Raw genomic sequence first — 21239 nt, forward strand, 5'->3', positions numbered from 1 at the left:
TTAATATAATTTCAAAAAAATGTAAACTCACTCTCCGCTCTTAGCCTAATTTAATTTTTTTCTACGCTAGTTCTTCTGTAAAAATCGCTATCAACCAAGCAGAAATTAATTTTGTCCGGACGCTCTTGAAAAAACGAAGTCTCTTCCTTGGGCAGATATCATTCCAGTACATGCGGAGTTTCCAGTCATCGGTCGGTCTGTTAAATCAAAACTATTTAGCGTATCCGATTGCCAAGCCATTGTAAAAAAAGCCGTTGTGGAGAGCATGAAAAAACGATACAAGCGTGGCTGGTTTGATGAAAATGGTCCACTCTATCGAATTGAAGTCGCCCTCCATAAGGATATAGCCACACTAACCATCGACACAAGCGGAACAGGTCTACATAAACGTGGCTACCGCTACCTTCACAGCCAAGCACCGCTAAAGGAGACATTAGCTGCTGCAATGATTATGCTCTCCCATTGGAAGTCAGATCGCCCCTTCGCCGACCCGTTTTGCGGATCAGGCACGATTCCAATTGAAGCGGCAATGATTGGGCAAAACATCGCACCTGGCTTTAACCGAGAATTCGTTTCCGAACAGTGGCATTGGATCGGAAGCGAGCATTGGGATCGAGCACGTGAAGAAGTAGAAGATATGGCGAACTATGACCAGCCACTCGATATCCTTGGTTCAGACATTGACCATCGCATGGTCGAACTCGCACAAAACAATGCGATGGAAGCGGGATTTGGCGACTTGATTTCCTTCAAGCAAATGCAAGTCACCGACTTTCGACATAAAGAAGAGTACGGCATATTAATAGGAAATCCTCCGTACGGGGAGCGGATCGGCGAGAGGGAAGAAGTAGAGAAGATGTATCAAAAGATGGGGGAAGTTTTTCGTGAACATTTAGAGACATGGTCCATCTACATCCTCACTTCCCATGAGGGGTTTGAAGAACTTTATGGCAAACAAGCGACGAAAAAGCGAAAGCTGTATAACGGGAACATTAAAACAGATTACTATCAGTTTTTTGGACCGAGACCTCCGCGTCATCCAGAGGGCTCTCAACAATAAGCTGATCAACGTTCAACCCTAGTCTTTCAAAGGATAGGGTTGTTTTGGTGTGCCCGGCATGTCTAACAGCTAGGTGGTGAAAGTCCACTACAGGCTCGGCAGTGGGAACTGTTAGCGAATGGCAAGGGTGTCTAGGGTGACCTAGAATCTGAAGGAAGCCGGACGCAAAATCTTGGGACAACGAACAGAAACTGGATAGAAGGCTGACTGGGGACGGACGAGTTTCCCAAACAAAACGAAGTCCAACACTGCCCGAATCCCTACAGTAAATCCAGTGTCTACGAGAGGAAAGCGGTTAGACTTACCCGGGGAGATCTTACTGGGGTTTTCGAGATGAAGAAATTCCATAAGAAAACAACGAGTTCAGCGATGAGCTTGTGAACGGTAAGAAGTCAGCAGAGGTCATAGTAGTCCAATGGATGAAGGACTGAACAATAAGAATCTTGGAACTAACGGAGGTGAGAAGTATGCATCGACCACAGAAAACATCAAAAGATGGCTACCTGCTGGAACATAAGGTGGAACCTGAACATAAAGCGGGAGCGTGCAGTATACTTCACGCTGAACCTAGAAGAAGAGATGGTGAAAGTTCAGAATGGATCAACGAGATTATTGATCGAGATAACCTCAATAGGGCTTATAAAAGAGTCAAGAAGAACAAAGGAAAACCTGGGATAGATGGAATGACGGTAGACAAATTGCCCCTATTCTTAGCCAAAGAAAGCAGGTCTCTTGTGCGTGCCATTAAAAATGGAACGTATCAACCACAACCCGTTAAGCGGGTGGAAATCCCGAAGCCGGATGGTTCCAAAAGAAAGCTAGGAATTCCCACGGTCAAAGACCGACTTGTCCAACAAGCGATTCTACAAGTAATTGAAAAATGGATCGACCCCCATTTCTCGGAAAACAGTTTTGGCTTCCGTCCAAATCGAAGTGCTCACGACGCAATCGGAAAAGCAAAACGGTACTATGAAGAGGGATATCGATACGCGGTAGACATTGATATGAAGCAGTATTTCGATACAGTCAACCATGAGAAACTCATGTACCATGTAGAGGAATTTATTCAGGACCCAAAAGTGCTTAAGCTAATTCGTAAATTCTTGCGAAGTGGCATGATGATTGGTGAAAAATATGAGCCAAGCGAGGTTGGAACTCCTCAAGGAGGAAATCTCTCACCGCTTCTCAGTAACGTCTATCTTCACCAACTGGACCTAGAACTAGAAAGGCGTGGTCACAAGTTTATCCGCTACGCAGATGATTGTAACATTTACGTGAAAAGCCAAAGGGCTGGAGAGAGAGTCCTAAAAAGCATGACAAAATTTCTTGAAGAAGAACTAAAGCTAACGGTGAATAAAGAGAAGAGCGAAGTTGGTAAACCGACGAAACGGAAGTTCTTAGGGTTCTGTATACATCCAACAAGAAATGGAGTACAAGTCCGTCCGCATAGTAAGGTGAAAAAGAGACTCGAAGAAAAAGTAAGAAAACTGACTTCCCGCAAACGCCCAGGAGAGATCCGTGAGATCATCAAAGAGGTCAACCAAGTAACGAGGGGATGGATCAACTATTATGGAGTCGGTCTTGTGAAAACCTATGTTCAAGAAATGGATCGTTGGATACGTCGAAGGATTAGACAAATGATCTGGAAAAGGTGGAAGAAGGTTAAAACTCGCTTTAAAAGTCTCATCAAACTAAAAATCCCCAAGCAAAAGGCTTGGGAATGGGCAAACACTCGGAAAGGCTACTGGCATATTTCAAATAGTTTCATCTTAAATACCGCAATTCCAAATCAACTTCTTGAACGGATTGGTTTACTCAATCTAACCCAACTATATTCCTCGATACATTCTAAACACACTTAACTTATTGAACCGCCGTATACGGACCCGTACGTACGGTGGTGTGAGAGGTCGGAGGCTAACCGCCTCCTCCTACTCGATTGGAAAAATGAAGGAATTAGAAAGGCAAGGCCAACGAAATAGGGAAATTGTGAGGAGTTAGACATGAAAGGACACACACCCATTACTGCTAAGGTGTGTGTCCACATGTATGACCGTTAATTTTTCTCTTTTACTGGTTTTTCATCCCATGCTTCAATGTTCTTTAGGTCAGGCAGGCTGTTTTTGTAAAAGACAGGATCGATTCCTTGTTTACGCTGATGCTGATAATCCGTTAGTGCCTGAACGGCAATTTTCGCCAATAATGCAATAGCAATCAAGTTAACGATCGCCATCGCACCCATAATCAAATCGGCCATTTCCCAAATAATCTGAAGCTCACTTGTAGCTCCGATTAAAATCATGGTAAGAAATGCGAGGCGAAAGACTGTTAGTAAGGCGCGGTTTTGAGAAATAAACTGAATGTTCGCTTCACCGTAATAGTAATTCCCGAGCAATGAACTGAAGGCGAAAAAGAAGATCGCAATTGTCACAAATGTCATCGACCATTCACCTATATGAACGGTTAGTGCCTCTTGTGTTAACTGAATACCATCCATTTCACCGACTGTATAGACGTCAGTTAACAAGATCAAGAAGGCGGTCGCACTACAAATAATAAGAGTATCGGTTAGGACGCTGAGAGATTGAACCAATCCTTGTTTTACCGGATGTGAAACGTGAGCGGTTGCGGCTGCGTTTGGCGCACTTCCCATTCCAGCTTCATTCGAGAATAAACCACGCCGAATTCCATGCATAATCGCTGCCCCGAAGCCCCCGCCCACGACTTCCTGTATTCCGAAGGCGTTGCCTACAATCAGACCGATGACAGCCGGAACTTGCGTGATATTTAGTAGCACGATGACAAGGGCAATCAATACGTATGCAATGGCGAATGTCGGGACGATGACTTCTGCAATGACCGCAATTCTACGTATCCCACCAAAGACAATGAACGCCATCACAAAAGCGATGATCAACCCAATAAAGAAAGGATTTAAATCATAAGCACCTACAAAAGCATCTGCAATCGTATGTGTTTGAACAGCGTTAAAAATTAATCCGAAACATAACGTAATTAAGATGGCAAACAAAATACCTGCCCATCTGGCGTTTAACGCTTTTTCCATGTAATAGGCTGGTCCACCTCGGAAACCATCCTTATCTTTTACTTTATAAATTTGCGCCAGCGTGCTCTCGATGAAGCCGGTCGCTGCCCCGATTAGAGCAATGATCCACATCCAAAAAATTGCACCGGGCCCACCTAAGGAAATCGCAACTGCTACACCAGCCAAATTACCTGTTCCGACGCGGGCAGCGGTACTAATGGCGAATGCTTGAAAGGAGGACGTTCCTTTCCTTTCTTTAAACGCCTTTCGATTCATTCCTTCCACGAGGAGGCGTCCCATCTCTCCGAGCAATCGAAATTGGACAAAGCGTGAAACGAACGTAAAATAAAGACCGAGCCCTAACAGTAAAGCGATTAAGACGTATGTCCAAATGAACGTGTTTCCGACATCCACCAGCCTGCCAAACCACGTGTCGGCACGAAACCAGTTTTCCACCAAATCACTCCTTTATCGTATTCGTCGCGTGCTATTCTAACAGAATATTCTTATGAATTCTAGATTCTAAAAATTCTAAAAATAATAAAAGTCTGGACAAATATCCAACAATGGTTATTATTGTTATTGAACAGGTTGCTTTTATACAAGGTCAAGCAACCTGTTCAACTGTTGAATGGTGCATTAAATGACATTATTTACAAAAGGAGGGTGAGTATGCTCGAACGAAGAAATCAAGTCGCTAAGCTGCTCTTATATTTTTGTTATGTTATCTTAGGTGTGGCTTTCATTGGGGGACTTACTTTAGGCTTAGCGCATGACATCTATTATTCATTTTCTTTTTTAATTACTTGGGATTATTGGGTAAAAGGAGCTTTATTGGCTGGGCTATTCTTATTTTTCTCCGAATTGATTGAACAAATGCACATCCGTAACTTTGGAAGCGAGCAGATCAAAAATACCCCTGAAAACCCTTTGACTCCAGAGCCTGGAACGAAAAATGAATCTAGGTTTCCGATAAGTGAACAAGATCGTCAATCGGTTTACGAGTTTTATGCAGAGAAAGGGGAAGAGGTAGAAGACATTGTTTCGACACCAGTGAAAGACGTTTGTCTTGTCAAGATTGGCGGAGAACTCCGACCTGTCGAAATTGGTGATTTTAAGCCTATAGAACGATCAATCAAGGAGTATCCTGAGCTCCGCCAATGGTATGATCAGCATCAGAAGTAACATTCACGTCTGGTACTCGCACGGTTATTACTTTTCCAACTGTCGTAATGTTAACAGGTGTCTTCATGTAGATTTCTCCATCCATATCGATAGAAAGGACTGGCTCCGTTTCGATCTGGCACTGATCACAGGTCATCCGATCAATATGATCAGACTCATTTACCATAGCAGGGGAGACGAGTCCCTTCACTAGGTCTTTGATGAAAGGGAGACCACCCTCCTTCACAATGTAAATCGTCACAAAAGGCTGTTCGATGGCGTTTTCGTCTAATTGGACAGGTAAGGTACCAAGAAACTGACCGTGCATAACTAATAAGAGAATGGCTTGCCCAGACATGGAGCCTTTCGTTGATGTAATGGTATAAGAAAAAGGAGATGGCTCACGTAATGATTGGAGAGCAGATAAAAAATAGCTAAACCTCCCAAAGGTTTCTTTTAACTCAGGGTTCGTTCCTTCTGATGCAGTTGTGATGATCCCCATTCCGAGGAAATTTGTATAGCAACGGTGATTTGCTTGAATGAGCGGCACTCGTTTCCATGTGCCGCTCTCAAGCAAATTTCCCGCTTCCACAAAGGAAAGAGGAATTCTAAGAGAGCGAGCAAAATCGTTGCACGTCCCAGTTGGTAGGACAACAAGTGGAGGGGGAGAGGGGGATACCGCTAACCCATTTATACATTCATGAACGGTGCCATCTCCCCCCATTACGATCATAAGATCAACTTCCCGCTCACGACAAATCGATTCAATGTCACCTTTTTCTTTGCTTGGAATAATCGTCAATTCTCCAATGCTTTGTAGTGCGCGAGGTACAACATCTTTTAGGTACTTATCTGTTTTTCCGTTTCCTGCTTTTCCATTATAAAGCAAGAATGCCCGTTGAAACATGTGCAATCCCCCCTTGGACGATCGTTTTCAGCATACCCTCTCAAGTAGATCCTTACACGTCGTATCTTTAAATCAACCGTAAAACCCCCAATTAGCGGAAGCTTTGCCCGCGGGAAGCGAGTGGTTTTTGAAGCAATCAACTTTCTATAAAATAAACACCTGTTATTAGCTGTATTTTGTACCAGCCTCTAAAAATACCATGCAAAGCAGGTGAAAAGCTGCCAGCATGGTTTTGGATTACACGTCTGGGTTTGGTTGAGCAGGCTCAATAATAGGCGTGTTAGGTTTGTTTTGGTCGTGTTTTCTTTGCCAAAAAATTGAAACAAATGTGGTTGCTGCAAGAACGATCAGGCAAAGGATGAATGGATAGGTGATTTGCACATCAAACAACACACCAGCTAGAGCTGGTCCAAGTACGTTTCCAATGCTCATATAGGCATTGTTCATTCCCATCGCAAAGCCTTGTTCATTGCCTGCAAGCTTTGAAATTAAGGTCGTTAACACCGGCCGCAAAATCGAAGTAGCTAAAAAGATGAACATCGTTACCGCAAAAAACATCCCGTAGCTCGGGGCAAACAGGGAAAGTGAAAAGCCAAAAGAGGCGACACCAAGAAACAACGAGAGCACGGTACGTTCTCCGAGCCAGCGAACGAATCGTTCGACGACAAAGAGCTGAACGATCACACTAATCGTACCAATGGAAGTTAATAAGATCGCAATTTGTCCTGGCGTTGCTCCAAATTGATTATCAACAAACAAACCGAGAATGGATTCGTACGCCATTAACCCAAAACTCATAACTAGAGTGATAACGAGTGGGATAAAATAAGGCTTTTTGACGGATTATATGAGTTGTTTCACGAGCGGACTTTCGCTTACTTGTTCGGCTGTAAGTTCCTTTGCCTCTTCTGTTTGACTTTCCTTTAATAACATAATCGAGAATAGAACAGCAACCAAAGACAAAATCGCAGAAAGTAGAATCGGCATTTTCAGTCCGAAGTCTGCAAGAAAACCACCAACCCCTGGGCCAACAACAAATCCTAGAGACATGGCTGCTGATACCAAGCTATTTCCTTTCGCCCGTTCATCGATCGTTGTAATGTCTGCTACGTACGCGAAGATAGCTGGGATCAAAAGAGCTGCGCCAACACCCCCGACAACGCGAGAAGCGTAGAGCCACCAAATCGAATCAAAAAAATAAAAAACGAACATGGAAAGGGTTACCCCGCCAAGTCCGAGAATAATCATATACCTACGCCCATATTGATCAGTCCACTTCCCTGCAACAGGTGACATGACGAGCTGTGCCCCAGCAAAAATGGCAATCATGAGACCTGCGGCGGTACCGCCTTCTCCAATTGACTCGAGGTAGGCAGGTAGAATCGGAATAATGATTCCGAAGCTGGCGATCGCAATAAACATGTTGATCATTAACAGAATCATTTTATGACGTTGTTCAGACTTCACGAGCACTCTTCCTCCCTACAGTATGAAATATTTCTAGACACTAAAGACTTACTTATAATAATTGGAAGGGAGATAAGTGTCAATCATTTTAACCTAAAAAAAGTAGGAAATTTACAATGATAGATAAGATGATGGAAGACAGGAAAAGGGAAGAAAAAATGGTTACTTTACGTTGCACAAACGTAAAGTAACCAAGTATGTTTAGTCAAAAGAGCGAAAGGTGGACCAGCCGCTTCGACCTGTTGGTGTGGAAAATTCTTGATACTCCTCTTTTGTCATGATTTGAACGGAGGGAAAACGCTCGTTTATATAGGTAATCGTAGCATGACTTCCTGTAACGATGAGTGTTTGTAATTGCTCAGTGGAAAGAGACTCTAGTATGTTTGCCAACCGCTCTCCGTCTGAAGTAGAGCGACTTTGAATGTGCAGTAATAGCCTTTCTTCAGGAAAGTTGTTAAGAATTTCTTCCAAGGTGGGGATAAGACCAACACCGTCCCCACGGAATGGATACGTGTTGTCTCCTTCAAGTTGATAGCCGTAGCCGATGTCGAGTTGTTTTAGCTCCTCTGTCGTATAATCCCAAATGGGACCCGTTCCATTTGTTCGACAATCTAAGTTCCAGTCACGAAATGCGACAAAATTCCCATCACGGGTTTGCTGCAAGTCCACTTCAACGATCGCGGCACCTGCCTCGTACGCCGCTCGAATGGCAGGGATCGTATTTTCAATCGAAGCCGGTTCTGTATTTGCGAGCTGTATCTCGGAACATCCATTGATTTCATCAGACGTTAAAACATAATCTGGGTGAGCTCCTCGGTGAGAAAGGAGGAGGGGCTCATGTTTTGTTTCTTTTGCAAATAATAAATCGGTATGGTTAATGTATAGGACGAACGCAATGGCGATTAAAACAATGCTAACTTTAAAATTAAGGAATGAGCGAAATCGTTTCAAGATATCTTCCCTCCCATGTGACCTACTGCCTATCTTACGCTTTTATCATATGCTCCCCTTTGCGCAGACACAATAGTTATGACATAATAATCAAATGATAAACATGATCGCAATACAGAGACTGGATCAAAGTAGAGGAGAAAGAAAAATGAGAAGTAATCCGTTTCTTATTGTAGAAAGAGGGGTCCCATACGAACCTGCTACCGTTTTTACTGTTAAAAAAGAATCGTGGTCCATTGGACGGTTGGGGAAATCGTGGAAGCCAGATATCGCTTTTGATAATGTGTTTATTTCGAGAAAGCACGCCCTTCTTTACGTTGAGGAGGGCCAAGTGTTTGTAAAGGATTTAGATAGCAAGCATGGTACGTATGTGAACGACCAAAGACTAGCACCCCATGCTCCAGAGCGATTAAGCCACGGAGATCGACTATCGTTAGCGAAGGATATCGTTGTCCTTACATTTTCAGCAATTGATATGGAGGAAACCTTTGACTTAACACCATTTTTGCCTGTGAATGAAAAAAAGAGCAAGGAGCCGTATCCGGATCATGTGAAGCTTGACCCGGTGAAGCAAACGTTGCTCGTGTCAGGGGAAGACTATCATTTTTCGGAAAAAGAATATAAATGCATTGAACTTCTCGTTCAACGATATGGAGAATTTGTCTCAAAGGAGACTTTGCTTCCATACGTTTGGCCAGAGCGAAAACGAACGGATGGTGAAGGGGTCGATGTTAGTGCTGAGGAAGTGAACTCTCTTCTTTATCGTGTGCGGAAAAAGGTCGCTCAATCGATTGAAATCGAAACGATTCGTGGAAAAGGGTACATTCTAACGACCAAATAATCGACTGTTATGAAAAGGGGAGGGATTATGCGTATTCAAGGGATTAACCACTTGCTTTTTTCAGTAAAGTGCTTAGAGCGATCCATTGAGTTTTATAAGAAGGCCCTTGGCGCAAAGCTACTCGTGAAAGGAAGAACAACGGCCTATTTTGATCTTCAAGGAATATGGCTTGCCTTAAATGAGGAGCCGGATATCCCAAGAAATGAAATCCATCAGTCGTACACTCATATTGCTTTCACCGTTGGGGAAGAGGAAATGGAGGAGGCATATGAACGTCTTGCTGGATTAGGGGTAAATATTTTAAAAGGGCGACCACGGGATCCACGTGATCGCCAGTCCATTTATTTTACCGATCCTGATGGCCATAAGTTTGAATTTCATTGTGGAACATTGAACGACCGATTAGACTATTATCGGGAAGCAAAGCCGCATATGACTTTCTTTGATGATTAAACGTCGTCCTCCCGCCGTAAGGGCATCGTGCAGCATCGGAACGAACCACCGGATTTGATAATTTCTGTAATGTCCACTTCTATCACATCAAAGCCGCGCTTGCGCAGTTGCTCATTAACATTCGTGTTTACAGGCAGACTGATGACGCGCTTATGGCCAATTGATAGCACATTGGTACCGAGCGTGAATTGTTCTTCTTCTGTGACTTCGATCAAATCATAGCGAGAAGCGATCAGCTTCTCTTCTTTTCTGTTCATTACACCTGGATAAATGAGGGCCTCGTGGGGAGAAACGATATTAAACACGCAGTCCAAGTGTAAATATTTTGGATGGAATGGAACGGGGATTACCTCATACTCAGGGAGAAGGCGTTGGATATGCTCAATCGCTGCCATGTTTGTACGGTTACTGATGCCAATGTAGATGGAATGGCGATCGATGATGACATCGCCTCCTTCGATCTCATCACTTACTAAGTTGTAATAAGAAATGCCTTTCAGTTCGAGCCACTCTTTTAACGTGTTCTCTTCCCCTTTACGAACATCGTGCGCCATATCGGCGACGAAGGTCGTTTGCCCAAGGGTGAAGCCAATGTCACGAGTAAACACCTGTTCAGGGTATTTTTCGTTGACGGGAAGTAGATGAACGTTGACACCGTGTTTTTGCAACACGCGGACAAACTCATGGTGCTGCTCCATTGCAATTTCAATGTGGATGTCTTCGTTTTTAAATTTTTTTTGCGTTTCGTTAATCATGTTTCGCAGCGTCATATGCTTTGGTTCACAGACAATGACATCTTTTAAAACGCCATATTCTGTTTTGCATTGGGTGAGCGTTGTTGGTCTTTTTAAGAGTCCCATTTGTTCTCTCCTTTCTCCGTTTTCCATAGCATACCCGTCTGCCTGTTTTCCATGAGCTGTCATGAGTCATAAGGGAGGGCCTTCTAAGCCATACTAATAAAAAAGAGAAAGCAGGGACGTTTGATGTTTAACAATGACACTGGAGGAGGGCGATTTTTTATCCCTTTCCTCCCAATAGATAATACAGAAGATGTAAAACAAGCTCATGACAGTTATGATTTCTATGTAGGAGAAGAGTATCTTGGCAAATGTGAGCTGATGACGGCGTCAGAAGAGGCAGACGATGTCTTATCCTTTCTAGAAAAACAAGGACTAAGAGTAGAGGGAAAGCTTGATGGAGATCATTTTATCGTTCAGCCCATTCACGCAAAGGAGAATGAAAAAGTGAAGCGAGCTGTGGAAGTTTTTTTGCACAATCGATAGGTTTTATCCAGTCAGCCCTCTACATCGCGAGAGGGTTTTGACATGTAGATTAAAGATAGCGACGAGTGAATCGAACAACTTGAGCGTCTTGATCGTTTGAGCGATTCAAAATTGGATCGATTCATATAGACAAGAGTAATGAGTCATGTCACGAGGAGAGAGTAGGATGGATTTTACCGTACAGTATGTATCCTTTTTTGTTATCCGTATGGACGGACAAGGGGAACAAGTGACCAAACACTTTACACATTTTCAAACATTAGATCAAGCTGGCTATGAACATAGCACGCTATCGTCCTTTTTAGATGGGGAATTGATGAAAATTTCAAAACGAAAGGTGGACCGCTTTCCGAAATCGGACAACGTACCAACGAAAATCGGTCGCTTTACCGTTGAACCTGGGCATGGTCTGTCATCGAACCCGAATTATAATCAATTTCAGCGCCTTCTGATTGCCAAGAACCCCGAAGCCTTTCAGAAGGAAGGCGAAGCGTTAGTCCGTGGGTATATGGATACGAGTGCGATCCGAGGAGGGGCGTTCATCGTCATTCGGGCTAAGCTAAACCAATACATGGACAACCCCTTTTTGTTTCTTTTAAAATGCGACTTTGAGCAAAAAGTGGCTCATATTTCTGACGCCTCCACGTTAATCAAGGAAGTTGAAATGGCGATTACAACTAAAAATATGAAATCGATTCAGTATCCGTATATGCCAGAGGAAGGAATGGTTGAGGAAGGTGAGTTAAAGCTTCATCAAGCGTCACATGCCCGTTACTTTGAAGATTTTTTACCATTTGTCACATATGAAAAGCCAATGCCCGAAATCATCAAAGAGCATGTCATCCAGCAGGCCCATTCTCATATTGCCGCCACATATGAAGAGCAAAGCGATGTGCGAATGGCAGAAGAGGAGCGACTTGAAGCATGGGCGAACACGCCGAAGCGCGAGTTGCAAGAGCAATGGACGCCAGAGCAAGTCATAGAGGCAGCGGCTCCGATTGTCGAACAACAGCCTGAGCTTGAGTTAAAACTAAAGCTAGACCATTTGCAAGTAAAAGCGATGCTGTCTGATTTTGGTGAATCACTCCACATCGCAAAAACAAACGGGAAATACGTCTTACTCATTGAAGGGGATTCGTTTCAGTTTGAGAAAGGCTATTCGCCGGTTGAATTTTTAAAGCCAGAGCCATTGGAAGAGGTGCTGAAGAAGATAAGGGGATAAACATATAAGAAGTGTAAACCTTGGGAAAACTGGTAGCGGTGGCCATCATTGTGAATACGAGCTTAGGAGGGAGCTACCTCAATAAATTAACTTTTGAGGTAGCCTCCTTTATCGATTTTGCTGTTTATGCTTCCACATCAAGTAACGATAGCGAATGGTGCAGCCGATACAAAAGCCACAAAGGGCAAGTCCTGCTGCAACGACAACCATGATCGAAAAGATAAGTCCGAGTATAGAAAAACCTGTAGCAAACGTAAGAATGGCGATCCCGATGCAGATCGTTGCAATCCATTGATTGAAGCGTTGTTGATCCGCATCTTCTGGCGGATACGTGTCAGCAGGTTTTTTTAACAAAGGCTGAAATGTGATCATGATAAGGTTTTTACGAAACGCTAATGCGATCACACCAACGACAAAAGGCAGCCATAATATCCAAGGACTCACAATTACCCCGAGGATGACCGTAATGACGAGAAACAGTTGATTGATCTGAACGAGCGGCTTTGGGATACTCAATTTGTACTACTCCCCCCTGAAGGTTTTAGCTTACGAAAAGTATAACAGGAAGACAGGGGTTAGTGAAAGTGTGACGATTGCCGCATGAAAAATCATATAGTGTTCATTGAAAAAATGTGAAACTTTTTCTTGCCTCAATACGTCTTAAAGGTAAAAGAGAGGAACATGGAAGGGGACATCGACAGTGAAATGGCTCTTATATGGATTGGCTCTGTTTCTGTTGGCAGGTTGCGGAACTGCTCATTCAGTCGATGGGGATCTCCCTCCTTTTTACCAAGGAAAGGTTGTTCATGTAAGTGTAGTAGATGAGAACCAGGGGTTTGTGCTGTTAACTGGGCAAGGATCAGACGAAGGAAATGACTATCAGAACTTCTCATTTACAATCAATGAGCAAACCAATATTGAAGATGAGGAAGGGAAAGAAACGTCCATTACCGAAATGAACGAAGGGGATCAATTACTTGTTTGGCTCCCGAGTGGGGATGCCTCAATCCGTGAAAGCTATCCGCCTCAGGCGAATGCGGGGAAAATCGTGATTGTGGCAGAAAACAATGGCGGGCATGAGGAAAGAAGGCGGTAATTCCGCCTTCTTTCTTCATGCCTACACTTCCGCTTCTAGAAAATATTTAGCACGACTCGTTTCGACGATTAGTTGATTTCCGTCGGCAGAGATGGTCATCCCATCTTCCAGTTGAATATCGAAGCGATGATCTGGTAGTGGACCTGTTGCATGTTCGGAGCCTTGAATGGAGCCTTCCCCATGAAGCACAAGTTCATGATTGGCTACATAACCGTCTAAATCTCGATTCTCACTATCAATAAAAGTAACGGCCTCTAGCGTCATAGAGACTTGATCCGAATCGGTTATTGATGCCATTCCTGTTGCATATTCCTGTTTAGAAATCATCAACTTCTGATCTTTGTGAGCCTCAAGCCAATCGGTTAATTGTTCCCGTGCATCCATGTGTGGACCCCCTCTTGCTAAATCTCTTACGTAGTGTACCCAAAGAGGGCAGAGCTATGCGATGGGTGAGCCATTAGGGGCCGGTGTATCTGGTTTAAGTAAAATAACATCTCCTTGTTCGGGAACACTGCCGAGAACAAGCACCTCCGACTTAAATCCAGCCACACGTCTTGGTGGAAAGTTGACAACTGCCACTATTTGTTTGCCAATCAGCAGCTCAGGCGTATATCGCTCGGTCAGCTGAGCGCTGGATTGCTTGACACCTATATCCTCGCCAAAATCGATCGTTAGCTTGTACGCTGGGACACGAGCCTTTTCTAATGGTTCGGCCGTTAGAATCGTACCAACACGTAAGTCGATCTTTTGAAAATCTTCGAACGTTGCCACAAAAAGCACTCCTTTCTATTCGTCATCATCGATTGTAAACAACGGTTTCATGAAAGGTGATGCTTCAATCAAGAAAAAAAAGCGCCTAATGTAAGGTGTTACGATAAGCCGACGGGGTCATCCCTTCCACTTTTGTAAACGCGCGGACGAGCCCTGACGGATGGGTATAGCCGACTTCTATACTAATTCTTGCGACAGACCATGTCGTTTCCCCAAGTAGCCGTTTCGCTGCTTTCACTCGAAGCTTTTGCAAATACTCGCTTGGAGACATCCCAGTGTAGCCTTTAAACCATGATGAATAATAGGCTGGGTGGTAGTGCTCGATGGCTGCTAAAGTCTCGAGTGATAACGGTTCGGAAAAATGCTGCTTCATATAGTGTATGGAGGCAGGGAGTGTCTTTTTTGCCAACTTGCTCGTTAAATAGTCGACGAGCGGGCGCAATGATTGGCTGGAAGCAGGCTGATATGCTTCCCCTCGAAACAGATGACAAAGGGCTCCCCACGTTTCATCAAGTGCTACATGCTGCTCTGTCGTAACCGCATCCCCAAGAAAACGAGCAGGGATATCAACGACTAAAAATTCATTTCTTGCGACAGCCCGAAAGCGGTGGTTAACATGAGGGGGCAAATAAAGCCCGAAGTTCGCCTCTAATTGAAACGTATCATAAACGGGGGTCTGGATTTCCATTGCCCCATGTAATGCAAACAACATTTGTCCATACGAATGATCATGAGTGTTGTACTCACGTTCGTACGTTCTCGTTTCGCATTGGATCGCATTCATTGGTGAGCCACCTTCCTGTATGTTCCTGTCAGTCAAAAACGGAATCTGAACACGAAAATAGACGAGCAGGCGAGCCGCCTATAGTTCACATTGTATCGGATAAGGATGAGAAGCTCCAGATGAAAACGTTTTTTATTTTAAGGGGAGCAACTGTAAAAACGCTTCTACTTGTGGAAGGCTAAGGGCTTCTTCTTCATAAAGTACCCATGTTTGCCGCTCAAGCGGTTGGTTATCGAGCTGAAGAGGAAGCTTATGGAAACATTGATCCGATACATCTTTTATCGCCATCTCCGGTAAGATCGCTGCACCAACTCCCCGGAGCATGAGCTGTTTACATGTTTCAATTTGATCGACAGAAACATGACCACGGAAAGTGAAGCTAGTAACGCTTCGCATCCATGCTTGAATAAGTGCTTCGAGGGAAGGATCACTTTTCCATTGAATCAGCGGTCGCTTCTCAATCGGAATGTCCTTGTCAAATACAAGATATAGAGGATCTGCTAGAAGCAAATGGCTCGCTTGCTCAGGCAGTCGATCTCCGCGAAAAATCGCCACATGATAGGAGGAGAACGTTCGGCGAATTTGATCACTTGTCGTTGATATGAGCTCAATGTTTACACGCGGATACGCTTTCGTATACTTCTCTAACAGTGGCGGAATAAGATAATGGCTGACAACGGAAGAGATGCCGAGCGATAATCGCCCCGAGACAGACCCTTTCATTTGTTCAAGCTCTTCGCGAAGTCGCTCTGTCCGCCAGAGTGTTTCTTGTGCAAATGTAAGTACCTTTTCTCCAAGAGGTGTAAGCAATAGCTTTTTGTGTGTGCGAATAAAAATTGCCCCGCCCCATAAATCCTCCATTTGCTTGAGTCGCTGGCTAATCGCTGGCTGTGATAGGTGCAAGGATCTCGCTGCGCCTCGCATCGTCCCCGCCTTGTGAACATGGATCAATAGCTGACAGTCATCCAGTTTCATTGCGCCCACTCCTTGATAATTTTTTCAAATCAAAGATGATTAAAAAGATAAGGTATCTTAATCTATTCAATTTGATTATAGTAAATAGTGGAGAATGTGGAAAGGGGGGAGGCCGATGCGCGATCAAGCTTTTGCCATCTACATATGTTTTTTCTCGCTGAAGCTGGGCGTGCCATTCATTTCGTGACGGTCACATGGATGATCTATTATGAGACAGAAGACCCACTTGTTCTCGGAAGTCTTGTTGGCTTCTGCTTTTTACCAAGTGTGCTTTTAATGCCGTGGATCGGTGTCATAGTGGATCGGTGGATACACAAGCACCTTGTTATCATTGCGTTGCTTACGAGTAGTGGGGGAATGGCGGTTTTTTTAGGCGTCATTTTGTTGGATCACATGCAGATTGGATGGATCATTGGCTGCCATATGCTTATACAAGTCGCAGGCTCTTTGTTTCGTCCCGCGATTCAAGCTTTTGTTGCGGAACAATTTCAATTAAAGGAACTACCTGTAATCTATTCCCGCTCATCGGCTTTAGGTATTTTAGGTGGTTTACTTGGTGCTACTGCAGGTGGACTCATGACAGGCTACCTTGGCGTTGTCGTTTCGGCCATTGTGCATGGCTGGCTCGATACGACAATAGCTCTAGGCGGGGCTGCTGCCGGAATGGCGGGTGCATGGTGGTGGAGGCAAGCGAAACATCATGTAGTGACTCATTCCTTTTTCATCATTGTACTCGGCTTGACTATTGTGTTTTTCTCCTCCTCTTTTTACAGTGCAATGATTGGCTTGTTTCTCATCGGTGCTGGAACGACATGGGTCAGGGTGCTGCTCCAATCGGTGCAACAGATGGCGACCGATCGTGCGTACCACGGGAGACTCGCAAGTTTACGTATGCTTCTCAATCAAGGAGCTGTTACGATTAGCGCTCCGGTCTTTGGTTTTGTGGCAGTACAAGCGGGAGTAGAGTTTATTTACGGGATTCTCACTGTTCCGGTCGTTTTCTGCATCGTATACGGCTGGGTATTATCAAGGAAACAGAGGTTTAAACGATTGATAGAGGTGGCGGCATAATTGTTCAGAAATGATTCCATATGGATGATATTTATGGTATTGTTATCCAATGAGAGACTTACCATCTAGTCACTACGTTGGATGCTCGGTATAAAGAAAAGGAGAGAAGAACGTTGTATCAGGAAATAAAAGGTGTCAGAGTATGGGGAGATCCAATAGAGAACGCTGTTGATCAAGCAGTAACATGCGCTCAGCATGGGGATGTAGAACAAGTACTGTTGATGGCTGATCATCATAAGGGCTATAGTCAGCCGGTCGGTGGTGTCGTTGTGTATCGAAATCAAATCTCACCTTCAGGGGTAGGATATGACATTGCATGTGGCAACAAGGCTGTAAAAACAAATGTGAAATATGTGGATATAAAAGATCAGCTATCTAAGATTATGGATGAATTGGCTCAATCGATTTCTTTTGGGGTTGGCAGAAGCAATCGCGAGAAGGTAGAGCATGATCTTTTCGATGATCCTGATTGGAGCGTTTATCAAGAAATAGGAAAGCAGGAGCATGACAATTTAAAGGCGTTGGCGAAAAAACAGCTAGGTACGGTAGGAAGTGGCAATCATTTCGTTGACCTTTTTGTCGAGGAAGCTACAGGCGACGTTTGGGTGGCGAACCATTTTGGCAGTAGAGGATTTGGACACAAAACGGCGAGCGGCTTCATGAATTTGGCCAAAGGAGTAAAGTTTTCTGATAAAGTCAAAGGCGAACGGATGGAAGATGCCCCTACACTCTTAGACTTAGATTCTGAAATTGGCGACATGTACTACAGGGCGATGCAACTTGCAGGTAAATATGCATATGCTGGCCGAGATTACGTGATTCAAAAAGTGTTAGACATCTTGCAGGCAGAAGCTGTTTTTTCTGTGCACAACCATCATAACTTTGCGTGGAAGGAAACGCACAATGGCGAAGAATATGTCATCGTTCGTAAAGGGGCAACCCCATCTGCACCAAACCAGTGGGGCTTTATCGGTGGAAGCATGGGTGACATTTCCGTGATCGTTCGCGGCGTGGACAGTGAGGAAAATCGAGACGCTTTTTATAGTACGGTTCACGGAGCTGGTCGCATCATGAGCCGGACAGAGGCGGCTGGAAAAATGAACTGGAAAACTCGGACGAGATGTGGTGGGAAAATCACACCGGATCAGATGAAGCAAGCGATTAAAGAATATGGTGTTGAATTACGCGGCGGTGGTACGGATGAAAGCCCATTTGTTTATAAAAAATTAGCAGACGTTTTAGAAGCGCACAAACAGACGTTAAGCATTGAACATGTGTTGAAGCCAATTGGCGTCTGCATGGCAGGCGAAGGGGAATTTGATCCTTATAAAGATTAGAGAGGCTGCTTTATTGTAGCCTCTCTATGTTATGTACAATACGTAATGAACGCATAACGTATATTTAGTGAAGGGGGAGATTGGAAAAGCGGACTACTTGCGGTTACGTGAAAATTCCTCTACAATACAAAGCGTAATTATTACGATTTAATTTGGGATTTCGGATGTTACTTACGTGGCTTATTAACGGAGGTGGCATCCATGGCTGAACCGTTTCTTCGTTTTTGATTAAAAATGGGGAAGATGATAAATTGTTTCTGCAATTCAAATCGTAATGATAACTTTTATCAATTATTTAGACGTGGGAAAGGAGCATAAAATGAACATAGAAAAAGTACCTGTAACGGTGTTAAGCGGTTATTTAGGAGCAGGAAAAACAACGGTGTTAAATCATGTGCTGGCCAATAAAGAGGGGATGAAGGTGGCGGTCATCGTCAATGACATGAGCGAAGTTAATATTGATGCCACTCTTGTCAAACAAGGAGGGTTTACTCGAACCGATGAGAAGCTTGTGGAATTACAAAACGGCTGTATTTGCTGCACACTCCGAGAAGATTTAATTATTGAAGTGGAAAAGCTTGCGCGGCTCGGGAATATTGATTACATCCTAATCGAATCCACTGGAATCTCTGAACCGATTCCGGTTGCACAAACGTTCACTTATCTTGATGAAGAACTGGGAATACATTTAGGGGACCGTTGTACACTCGATACGATGGTGACTGTCGTTGATGCCAACCGCTTTTGGGAGGATTATGAGTCAGGGGAGAGTCTTCTGGATCGGAAGCAAACGGATGATGAGGCGGATACACGGGAAGTTGTCGATTTACTTATTGACCAAATTGAATTCGCCAACGTCATTCTCTTGAATAAAGTAGATCTTGTCGAGGAAGATGACGTACGGGAACTGACTGCTGTTTTACGTAAATTAAATCCAGAGGCTGAGATTTTGCCAGTTTCCCACGGTCGTGTAGACTTGAACCGCATATTGCATACAGGTCTGTTTGATTTTGATAAGGCAAGCCAAGGTGCTGGCTGGATTAAGGAATTAAATGAGGAGCACACCCCCGAAACAGAAGAATATGGAATTTCATCGTTTGTGTATAAACGGCAGCGGCCGTTTCATCCTGAACGATGGATGGAATGGTTGGAGAATTGGCCGCAAGAGGTAGTGCGTGCGAAAGGCTTCTTTTGGCTAGCGACGCGCAACGAAATGGCAGGGCTTATTTCTCAGGCCGGGACTTCGATTGTCATTCAAGGAGCTGGACTCTGGGTCGCAGCTTATGATAAAGAAGAGCAACAACAAGTGTTGGCTGAAGAACCAGAGTTAGCTGCGCGCTGGCACCGCAAGTACGGGGATCGAATGAATGAGCTTGTCTTTATTGGACTTGATATGGATCAAAAGGAAATCGAGAAAAGTCTTGACACCTGTTTATTAACAGACGAAGAGTTGGGACAAGACTGGTCTGCCTTACCAGATCCTCTGCCATCGTTTACTGAACAGTAATCTAAGTTGACACTCCCTTCTACTATTCTCCTCCTTTTCTATATATAATGGATGAAGGAGGAGAGGCATTATGTTTGGGTCAATCGGAGCATTCATTTCTCAAATCTATGAAACTGTTAAATTAGAAACCTTTCGCTTTGTCGATTGGCCATCGATTTCCTTTGATCAGCAAAGAGTGGAACGATTAAAGCGACAAGTGGATGAGTACTCTTATCAATCCGTTGCGTTGTTTCCGACAGTGAAAACGATCATTGAGCAGATCAAGCAAAAAACGGAGAAAGCAAACGAGAACAATCGATCACGAACGAATGCGTATTTAACGTTTTTCAGCCGTCATCCAGAAGTCCATTGGGCATTGCTTGCCCACATTGTATCTCGTAATTATGGTTGGCGAATGACAGATCTTCAAGGGAGCTTGTTACATCCGTTTCTATCGTTCGAGCAGAAGGAAGCTTTTTATCTTTTTTTCGAGCAAGCCAATTCGGTCATCTTTCAGGATGCCTATCCTCAGCTGCTGCTATTTGAAGAAAGTCTTAAGCATGGAAAACCGCTGTTTCATCTACTTCCATCACTGGGGGTCTCCCGTTTTATGATCCCATTCTGGGAAGATTTTTTTCAAACCGAAGATTCTAAAATTGTCACGACAGCCTTACTCATAAATGAACAATATCGCCTCGAATCAACAATGGCGAACTACCGGCAACGTATCACATCGGCACTTGCCGATTCTCCATATATCATCGAACAGTTTTTATCCCGACCGTTCATTCTCGTTCCTTTTGCGACGAAAAAAGTGCCACGAACAGTTGTTGGAATGAGGATGAATGAGTGGACAGAGGTAGCCGAACGGATTCAACAGAACAGAACACTTTATGCTCTCATCTTTGGCTTGCCAAGGCATCGCGAGTCATATGAATGGTTTGCGAAATCCTTTAAACCTTCAGGATCTCGCGAAGACATGTGGCCACACTTGTTTTCTAGTGATAAGCGAGCGGTACTACAGCAGGGGCATCGCTCGCTTGTTAAGGGAAAGCCTTTTCTACATAGTCCTACGTTGTCTCAAGCGTGGGGTGAGCGAAAGAAGGCAGTCCGAGACTCTGAAAGCGATTGGTATAAAAAAGAAGCGTTTTTGCATTTTGGCGAGGTGACTCCGCCCGATACGTTTGTACAAACAGAGAAATTTGCTACCTTCATCGATCTCTTATTTCTAATTTCTCGTATTGGTAGCGATTGATTATGCTTTCCAGACAGAAAAGTTTGTGAGCATGAGATTTTGTTCACAATATCTAGTGCAGGTTTGCTAT

The 21239-nt window shown here is 44.0% G+C and carries 20 protein-coding genes and 2 pseudogenes; 12 read left to right on the top strand and 10 right to left on the bottom strand.

Features of this window, described 5'->3' with window-relative positions; all coding sequences use genetic code 11:
* Positions 1–118: 118 nt before the first annotated feature.
* Positions 119–1060: pseudogene (locus E2L07_RS09555) on the top strand (THUMP domain-containing class I SAM-dependent RNA methyltransferase); the annotation flags it as partial.
* A gap of 467 nt (positions 1061–1527) precedes the next feature.
* Positions 1528–2922 (top strand): group II intron reverse transcriptase/maturase, encoded by a 1395-nt coding sequence (ltrA, locus tag E2L07_RS09560; protein ID WP_134229450.1) that lies wholly within the window; start codon positions 1528–1530, stop codon positions 2920–2922.
* Between the two features lie 194 nt (positions 2923–3116).
* On the opposite strand, the gene E2L07_RS09565 is transcribed toward ltrA, so the two are convergent.
* Positions 3117–4562, bottom strand: coding sequence for an alanine/glycine:cation symporter family protein (locus E2L07_RS09565; protein ID WP_134229451.1), 1446 nt, complete (start codon positions 4560–4562; stop codon positions 3117–3119).
* Between the two features lie 216 nt (positions 4563–4778).
* Between E2L07_RS09565 and E2L07_RS09570 the strand changes: the two genes are divergently transcribed.
* The gene (locus E2L07_RS09570) at positions 4779–5291 is read left to right on the top strand and encodes a hypothetical protein (protein WP_134229452.1); all 513 of its coding nucleotides are present in this window, start codon (positions 4779–4781) and stop codon (positions 5289–5291) included.
* On the opposite strand, the gene E2L07_RS09575 is transcribed toward E2L07_RS09570, so the two are convergent.
* The 3 genes and pseudogenes from E2L07_RS09575 to E2L07_RS09585 all read right to left on the bottom strand — a co-directional run bounded on the left by E2L07_RS09575 (position 5242) and on the right by E2L07_RS09585 (position 8595).
* The gene (locus E2L07_RS09575) at positions 5242–6177 is read right to left on the bottom strand and encodes a diacylglycerol/lipid kinase family protein (RefSeq protein ID WP_053431299.1); all 936 of its coding nucleotides are present in this window, start codon (positions 6175–6177) and stop codon (positions 5242–5244) included. The two genes, E2L07_RS09570 and E2L07_RS09575, sit on opposite strands and share 50 nt — an antisense overlap.
* Positions 6178–6414: 237 nt before the next feature.
* Positions 6415–7644: pseudogene (locus E2L07_RS09580) on the bottom strand (MFS transporter).
* Between the two features lie 201 nt (positions 7645–7845).
* Positions 7846–8595 (bottom strand): glycerophosphodiester phosphodiesterase family protein, encoded by a 750-nt coding sequence (locus E2L07_RS09585; RefSeq protein ID WP_166740051.1) that lies wholly within the window; start codon positions 8593–8595, stop codon positions 7846–7848.
* 148 nt (positions 8596–8743) lie between these two features.
* Here E2L07_RS09585 and E2L07_RS09590 point away from each other — a divergent pair, with 148 nt between their 5' ends.
* Positions 8744–9436, top strand: a complete 693-nt coding sequence (locus E2L07_RS09590) for an FHA domain-containing protein (protein WP_134229454.1) — start codon at positions 8744–8746, stop codon at positions 9434–9436.
* 27 nt (positions 9437–9463) lie between these two features.
* Entirely contained in the window at positions 9464–9889 is a 426-nt protein-coding gene (gene fosB / locus E2L07_RS09595; protein WP_010897939.1) for a metallothiol transferase FosB, read from the top strand.
* On the opposite strand, the gene E2L07_RS09600 is transcribed toward fosB, so the two are convergent.
* Positions 9886–10749 carry a dimethylarginine dimethylaminohydrolase family protein gene (locus E2L07_RS09600; RefSeq protein WP_010897940.1) on the bottom strand — a complete coding sequence of 288 codons (864 nt, stop codon included), beginning with the start codon at positions 10747–10749 and terminating at the stop codon, positions 9886–9888. The genes fosB and E2L07_RS09600 overlap by 4 nt on opposite strands.
* Before the next feature lie 123 nt (positions 10750–10872).
* Between E2L07_RS09600 and E2L07_RS09605 the strand changes: the two genes are divergently transcribed.
* Positions 10873–11172, top strand: a complete 300-nt coding sequence (locus E2L07_RS09605) for a hypothetical protein (protein ID WP_010897941.1) — start codon at positions 10873–10875, stop codon at positions 11170–11172.
* Positions 11173–11338: 166 nt separating this feature from the next.
* Positions 11339–12394: a DUF3900 domain-containing protein gene (locus tag E2L07_RS09610; RefSeq protein ID WP_053431297.1), complete on the top strand. Its 1056-nt coding sequence runs from the start codon at positions 11339–11341 to the stop codon at positions 12392–12394.
* 108 nt (positions 12395–12502) lie between these two features.
* Here the strand turns inward: E2L07_RS09610 and E2L07_RS09615 are convergent, their stop codons facing one another.
* A complete protein-coding gene (locus E2L07_RS09615) occupies positions 12503–12910 on the bottom strand; it encodes a DUF4395 domain-containing protein (protein WP_134229455.1) in 408 nt (135 codons plus the stop codon).
* 184 nt (positions 12911–13094) lie between these two features.
* Between E2L07_RS09615 and E2L07_RS09620 the strand changes: the two genes are divergently transcribed.
* Entirely contained in the window at positions 13095–13490 is a 396-nt protein-coding gene (locus E2L07_RS09620; RefSeq protein WP_010897944.1) for a hypothetical protein, read from the top strand.
* Between the two features lie 21 nt (positions 13491–13511).
* On the opposite strand, the gene ymzB is transcribed toward E2L07_RS09620, so the two are convergent.
* The 4 genes from ymzB to E2L07_RS09640 form a co-directional block, all read right to left on the bottom strand.
* The gene (ymzB, locus tag E2L07_RS09625) at positions 13512–13874 is read right to left on the bottom strand and encodes a protein YmzB (protein WP_010897945.1); all 363 of its coding nucleotides are present in this window, start codon (positions 13872–13874) and stop codon (positions 13512–13514) included.
* 54 nt (positions 13875–13928) lie between these two features.
* The gene (csaA, locus tag E2L07_RS09630; RefSeq protein WP_010897946.1) at positions 13929–14261 is read right to left on the bottom strand and encodes a chaperone CsaA; all 333 of its coding nucleotides are present in this window, start codon (positions 14259–14261) and stop codon (positions 13929–13931) included.
* Between the two features lie 85 nt (positions 14262–14346).
* Complete coding sequence (locus E2L07_RS09635; protein ID WP_053431295.1) at positions 14347–15045, bottom strand: helix-turn-helix transcriptional regulator; 699 nt, start codon at positions 15043–15045, stop codon at positions 14347–14349.
* Between the two features lie 132 nt (positions 15046–15177).
* On the bottom strand, positions 15178–16020 hold the full coding sequence (locus E2L07_RS09640; protein ID WP_010897948.1) for a LysR family transcriptional regulator: 843 nt from the start codon (positions 16018–16020) through the stop codon (positions 15178–15180).
* A gap of 96 nt (positions 16021–16116) precedes the next feature.
* Between E2L07_RS09640 and E2L07_RS09645 the strand changes: the two genes are divergently transcribed.
* From E2L07_RS09645 to E2L07_RS09660, 4 genes are all read left to right on the top strand, one after another.
* Positions 16117–17091, top strand: coding sequence for an MFS transporter (locus E2L07_RS09645; protein ID WP_134229456.1), 975 nt, complete (start codon positions 16117–16119; stop codon positions 17089–17091).
* A 113-nt stretch (positions 17092–17204) separates the two neighbouring features.
* Positions 17205–18428, top strand: coding sequence for an RtcB family protein (locus E2L07_RS09650; protein ID WP_134229457.1), 1224 nt, complete (start codon positions 17205–17207; stop codon positions 18426–18428).
* Positions 18429–18747: 319 nt separating this feature from the next.
* A complete protein-coding gene (locus tag E2L07_RS09655; protein ID WP_134229458.1) occupies positions 18748–19935 on the top strand; it encodes a GTP-binding protein in 1188 nt (395 codons plus the stop codon).
* 70 nt (positions 19936–20005) lie between these two features.
* Positions 20006–21169: a DUF2515 family protein gene (locus E2L07_RS09660; RefSeq protein ID WP_134229459.1), complete on the top strand. Its 1164-nt coding sequence runs from the start codon at positions 20006–20008 to the stop codon at positions 21167–21169.
* Positions 21170–21239: the final 70 nt, after the last annotated feature.

This window comes from Halalkalibacterium halodurans (assembly GCF_004376175.1).
Lineage (GTDB): Bacteria > Bacillota > Bacilli > Bacillales > Bacillaceae_D > Halalkalibacterium > Halalkalibacterium halodurans.

Bases quoted from the DNA above. Each gene is read 5' to 3' on its own strand.
- ltrA (WP_134229450.1), top strand. From the start codon at position 1,528: ATGCATCGACCACAGAAAACATCAAAAGATGGCTACCTGCTGGAACAT.
- E2L07_RS09570 (WP_134229452.1), top strand. From the start codon at position 4,779: ATGCTCGAACGAAGAAATCAAGTCGCTAAGCTGCTCTTATATTTTTGT.
- E2L07_RS09575 (WP_053431299.1), bottom strand. From the start codon at position 6,177: ATGTTTCAACGGGCATTCTTGCTTTATAATGGAAAAGCAGGAAACGGA.
- E2L07_RS09590 (WP_134229454.1), top strand. From the start codon at position 8,744: ATGAGAAGTAATCCGTTTCTTATTGTAGAAAGAGGGGTCCCATACGAA.
- fosB (WP_010897939.1), top strand. From the start codon at position 9,464: ATGCGTATTCAAGGGATTAACCACTTGCTTTTTTCAGTAAAGTGCTTA.
- E2L07_RS09600 (WP_010897940.1), bottom strand. From the start codon at position 10,749: ATGGGACTCTTAAAAAGACCAACAACGCTCACCCAATGCAAAACAGAA.
- E2L07_RS09605 (WP_010897941.1), top strand. From the start codon at position 10,873: ATGTTTAACAATGACACTGGAGGAGGGCGATTTTTTATCCCTTTCCTC.
- E2L07_RS09610 (WP_053431297.1), top strand. From the start codon at position 11,339: ATGGATTTTACCGTACAGTATGTATCCTTTTTTGTTATCCGTATGGAC.
- ymzB (WP_010897945.1), bottom strand. From the start codon at position 13,874: ATGGATGCACGGGAACAATTAACCGATTGGCTTGAGGCTCACAAAGAT.
- E2L07_RS09635 (WP_053431295.1), bottom strand. From the start codon at position 15,045: ATGAATGCGATCCAATGCGAAACGAGAACGTACGAACGTGAGTACAAC.
- E2L07_RS09640 (WP_010897948.1), bottom strand. From the start codon at position 16,020: ATGAAACTGGATGACTGTCAGCTATTGATCCATGTTCACAAGGCGGGG.
- E2L07_RS09655 (WP_134229458.1), top strand. From the start codon at position 18,748: ATGAACATAGAAAAAGTACCTGTAACGGTGTTAAGCGGTTATTTAGGA.
- E2L07_RS09660 (WP_134229459.1), top strand. From the start codon at position 20,006: ATGTTTGGGTCAATCGGAGCATTCATTTCTCAAATCTATGAAACTGTT.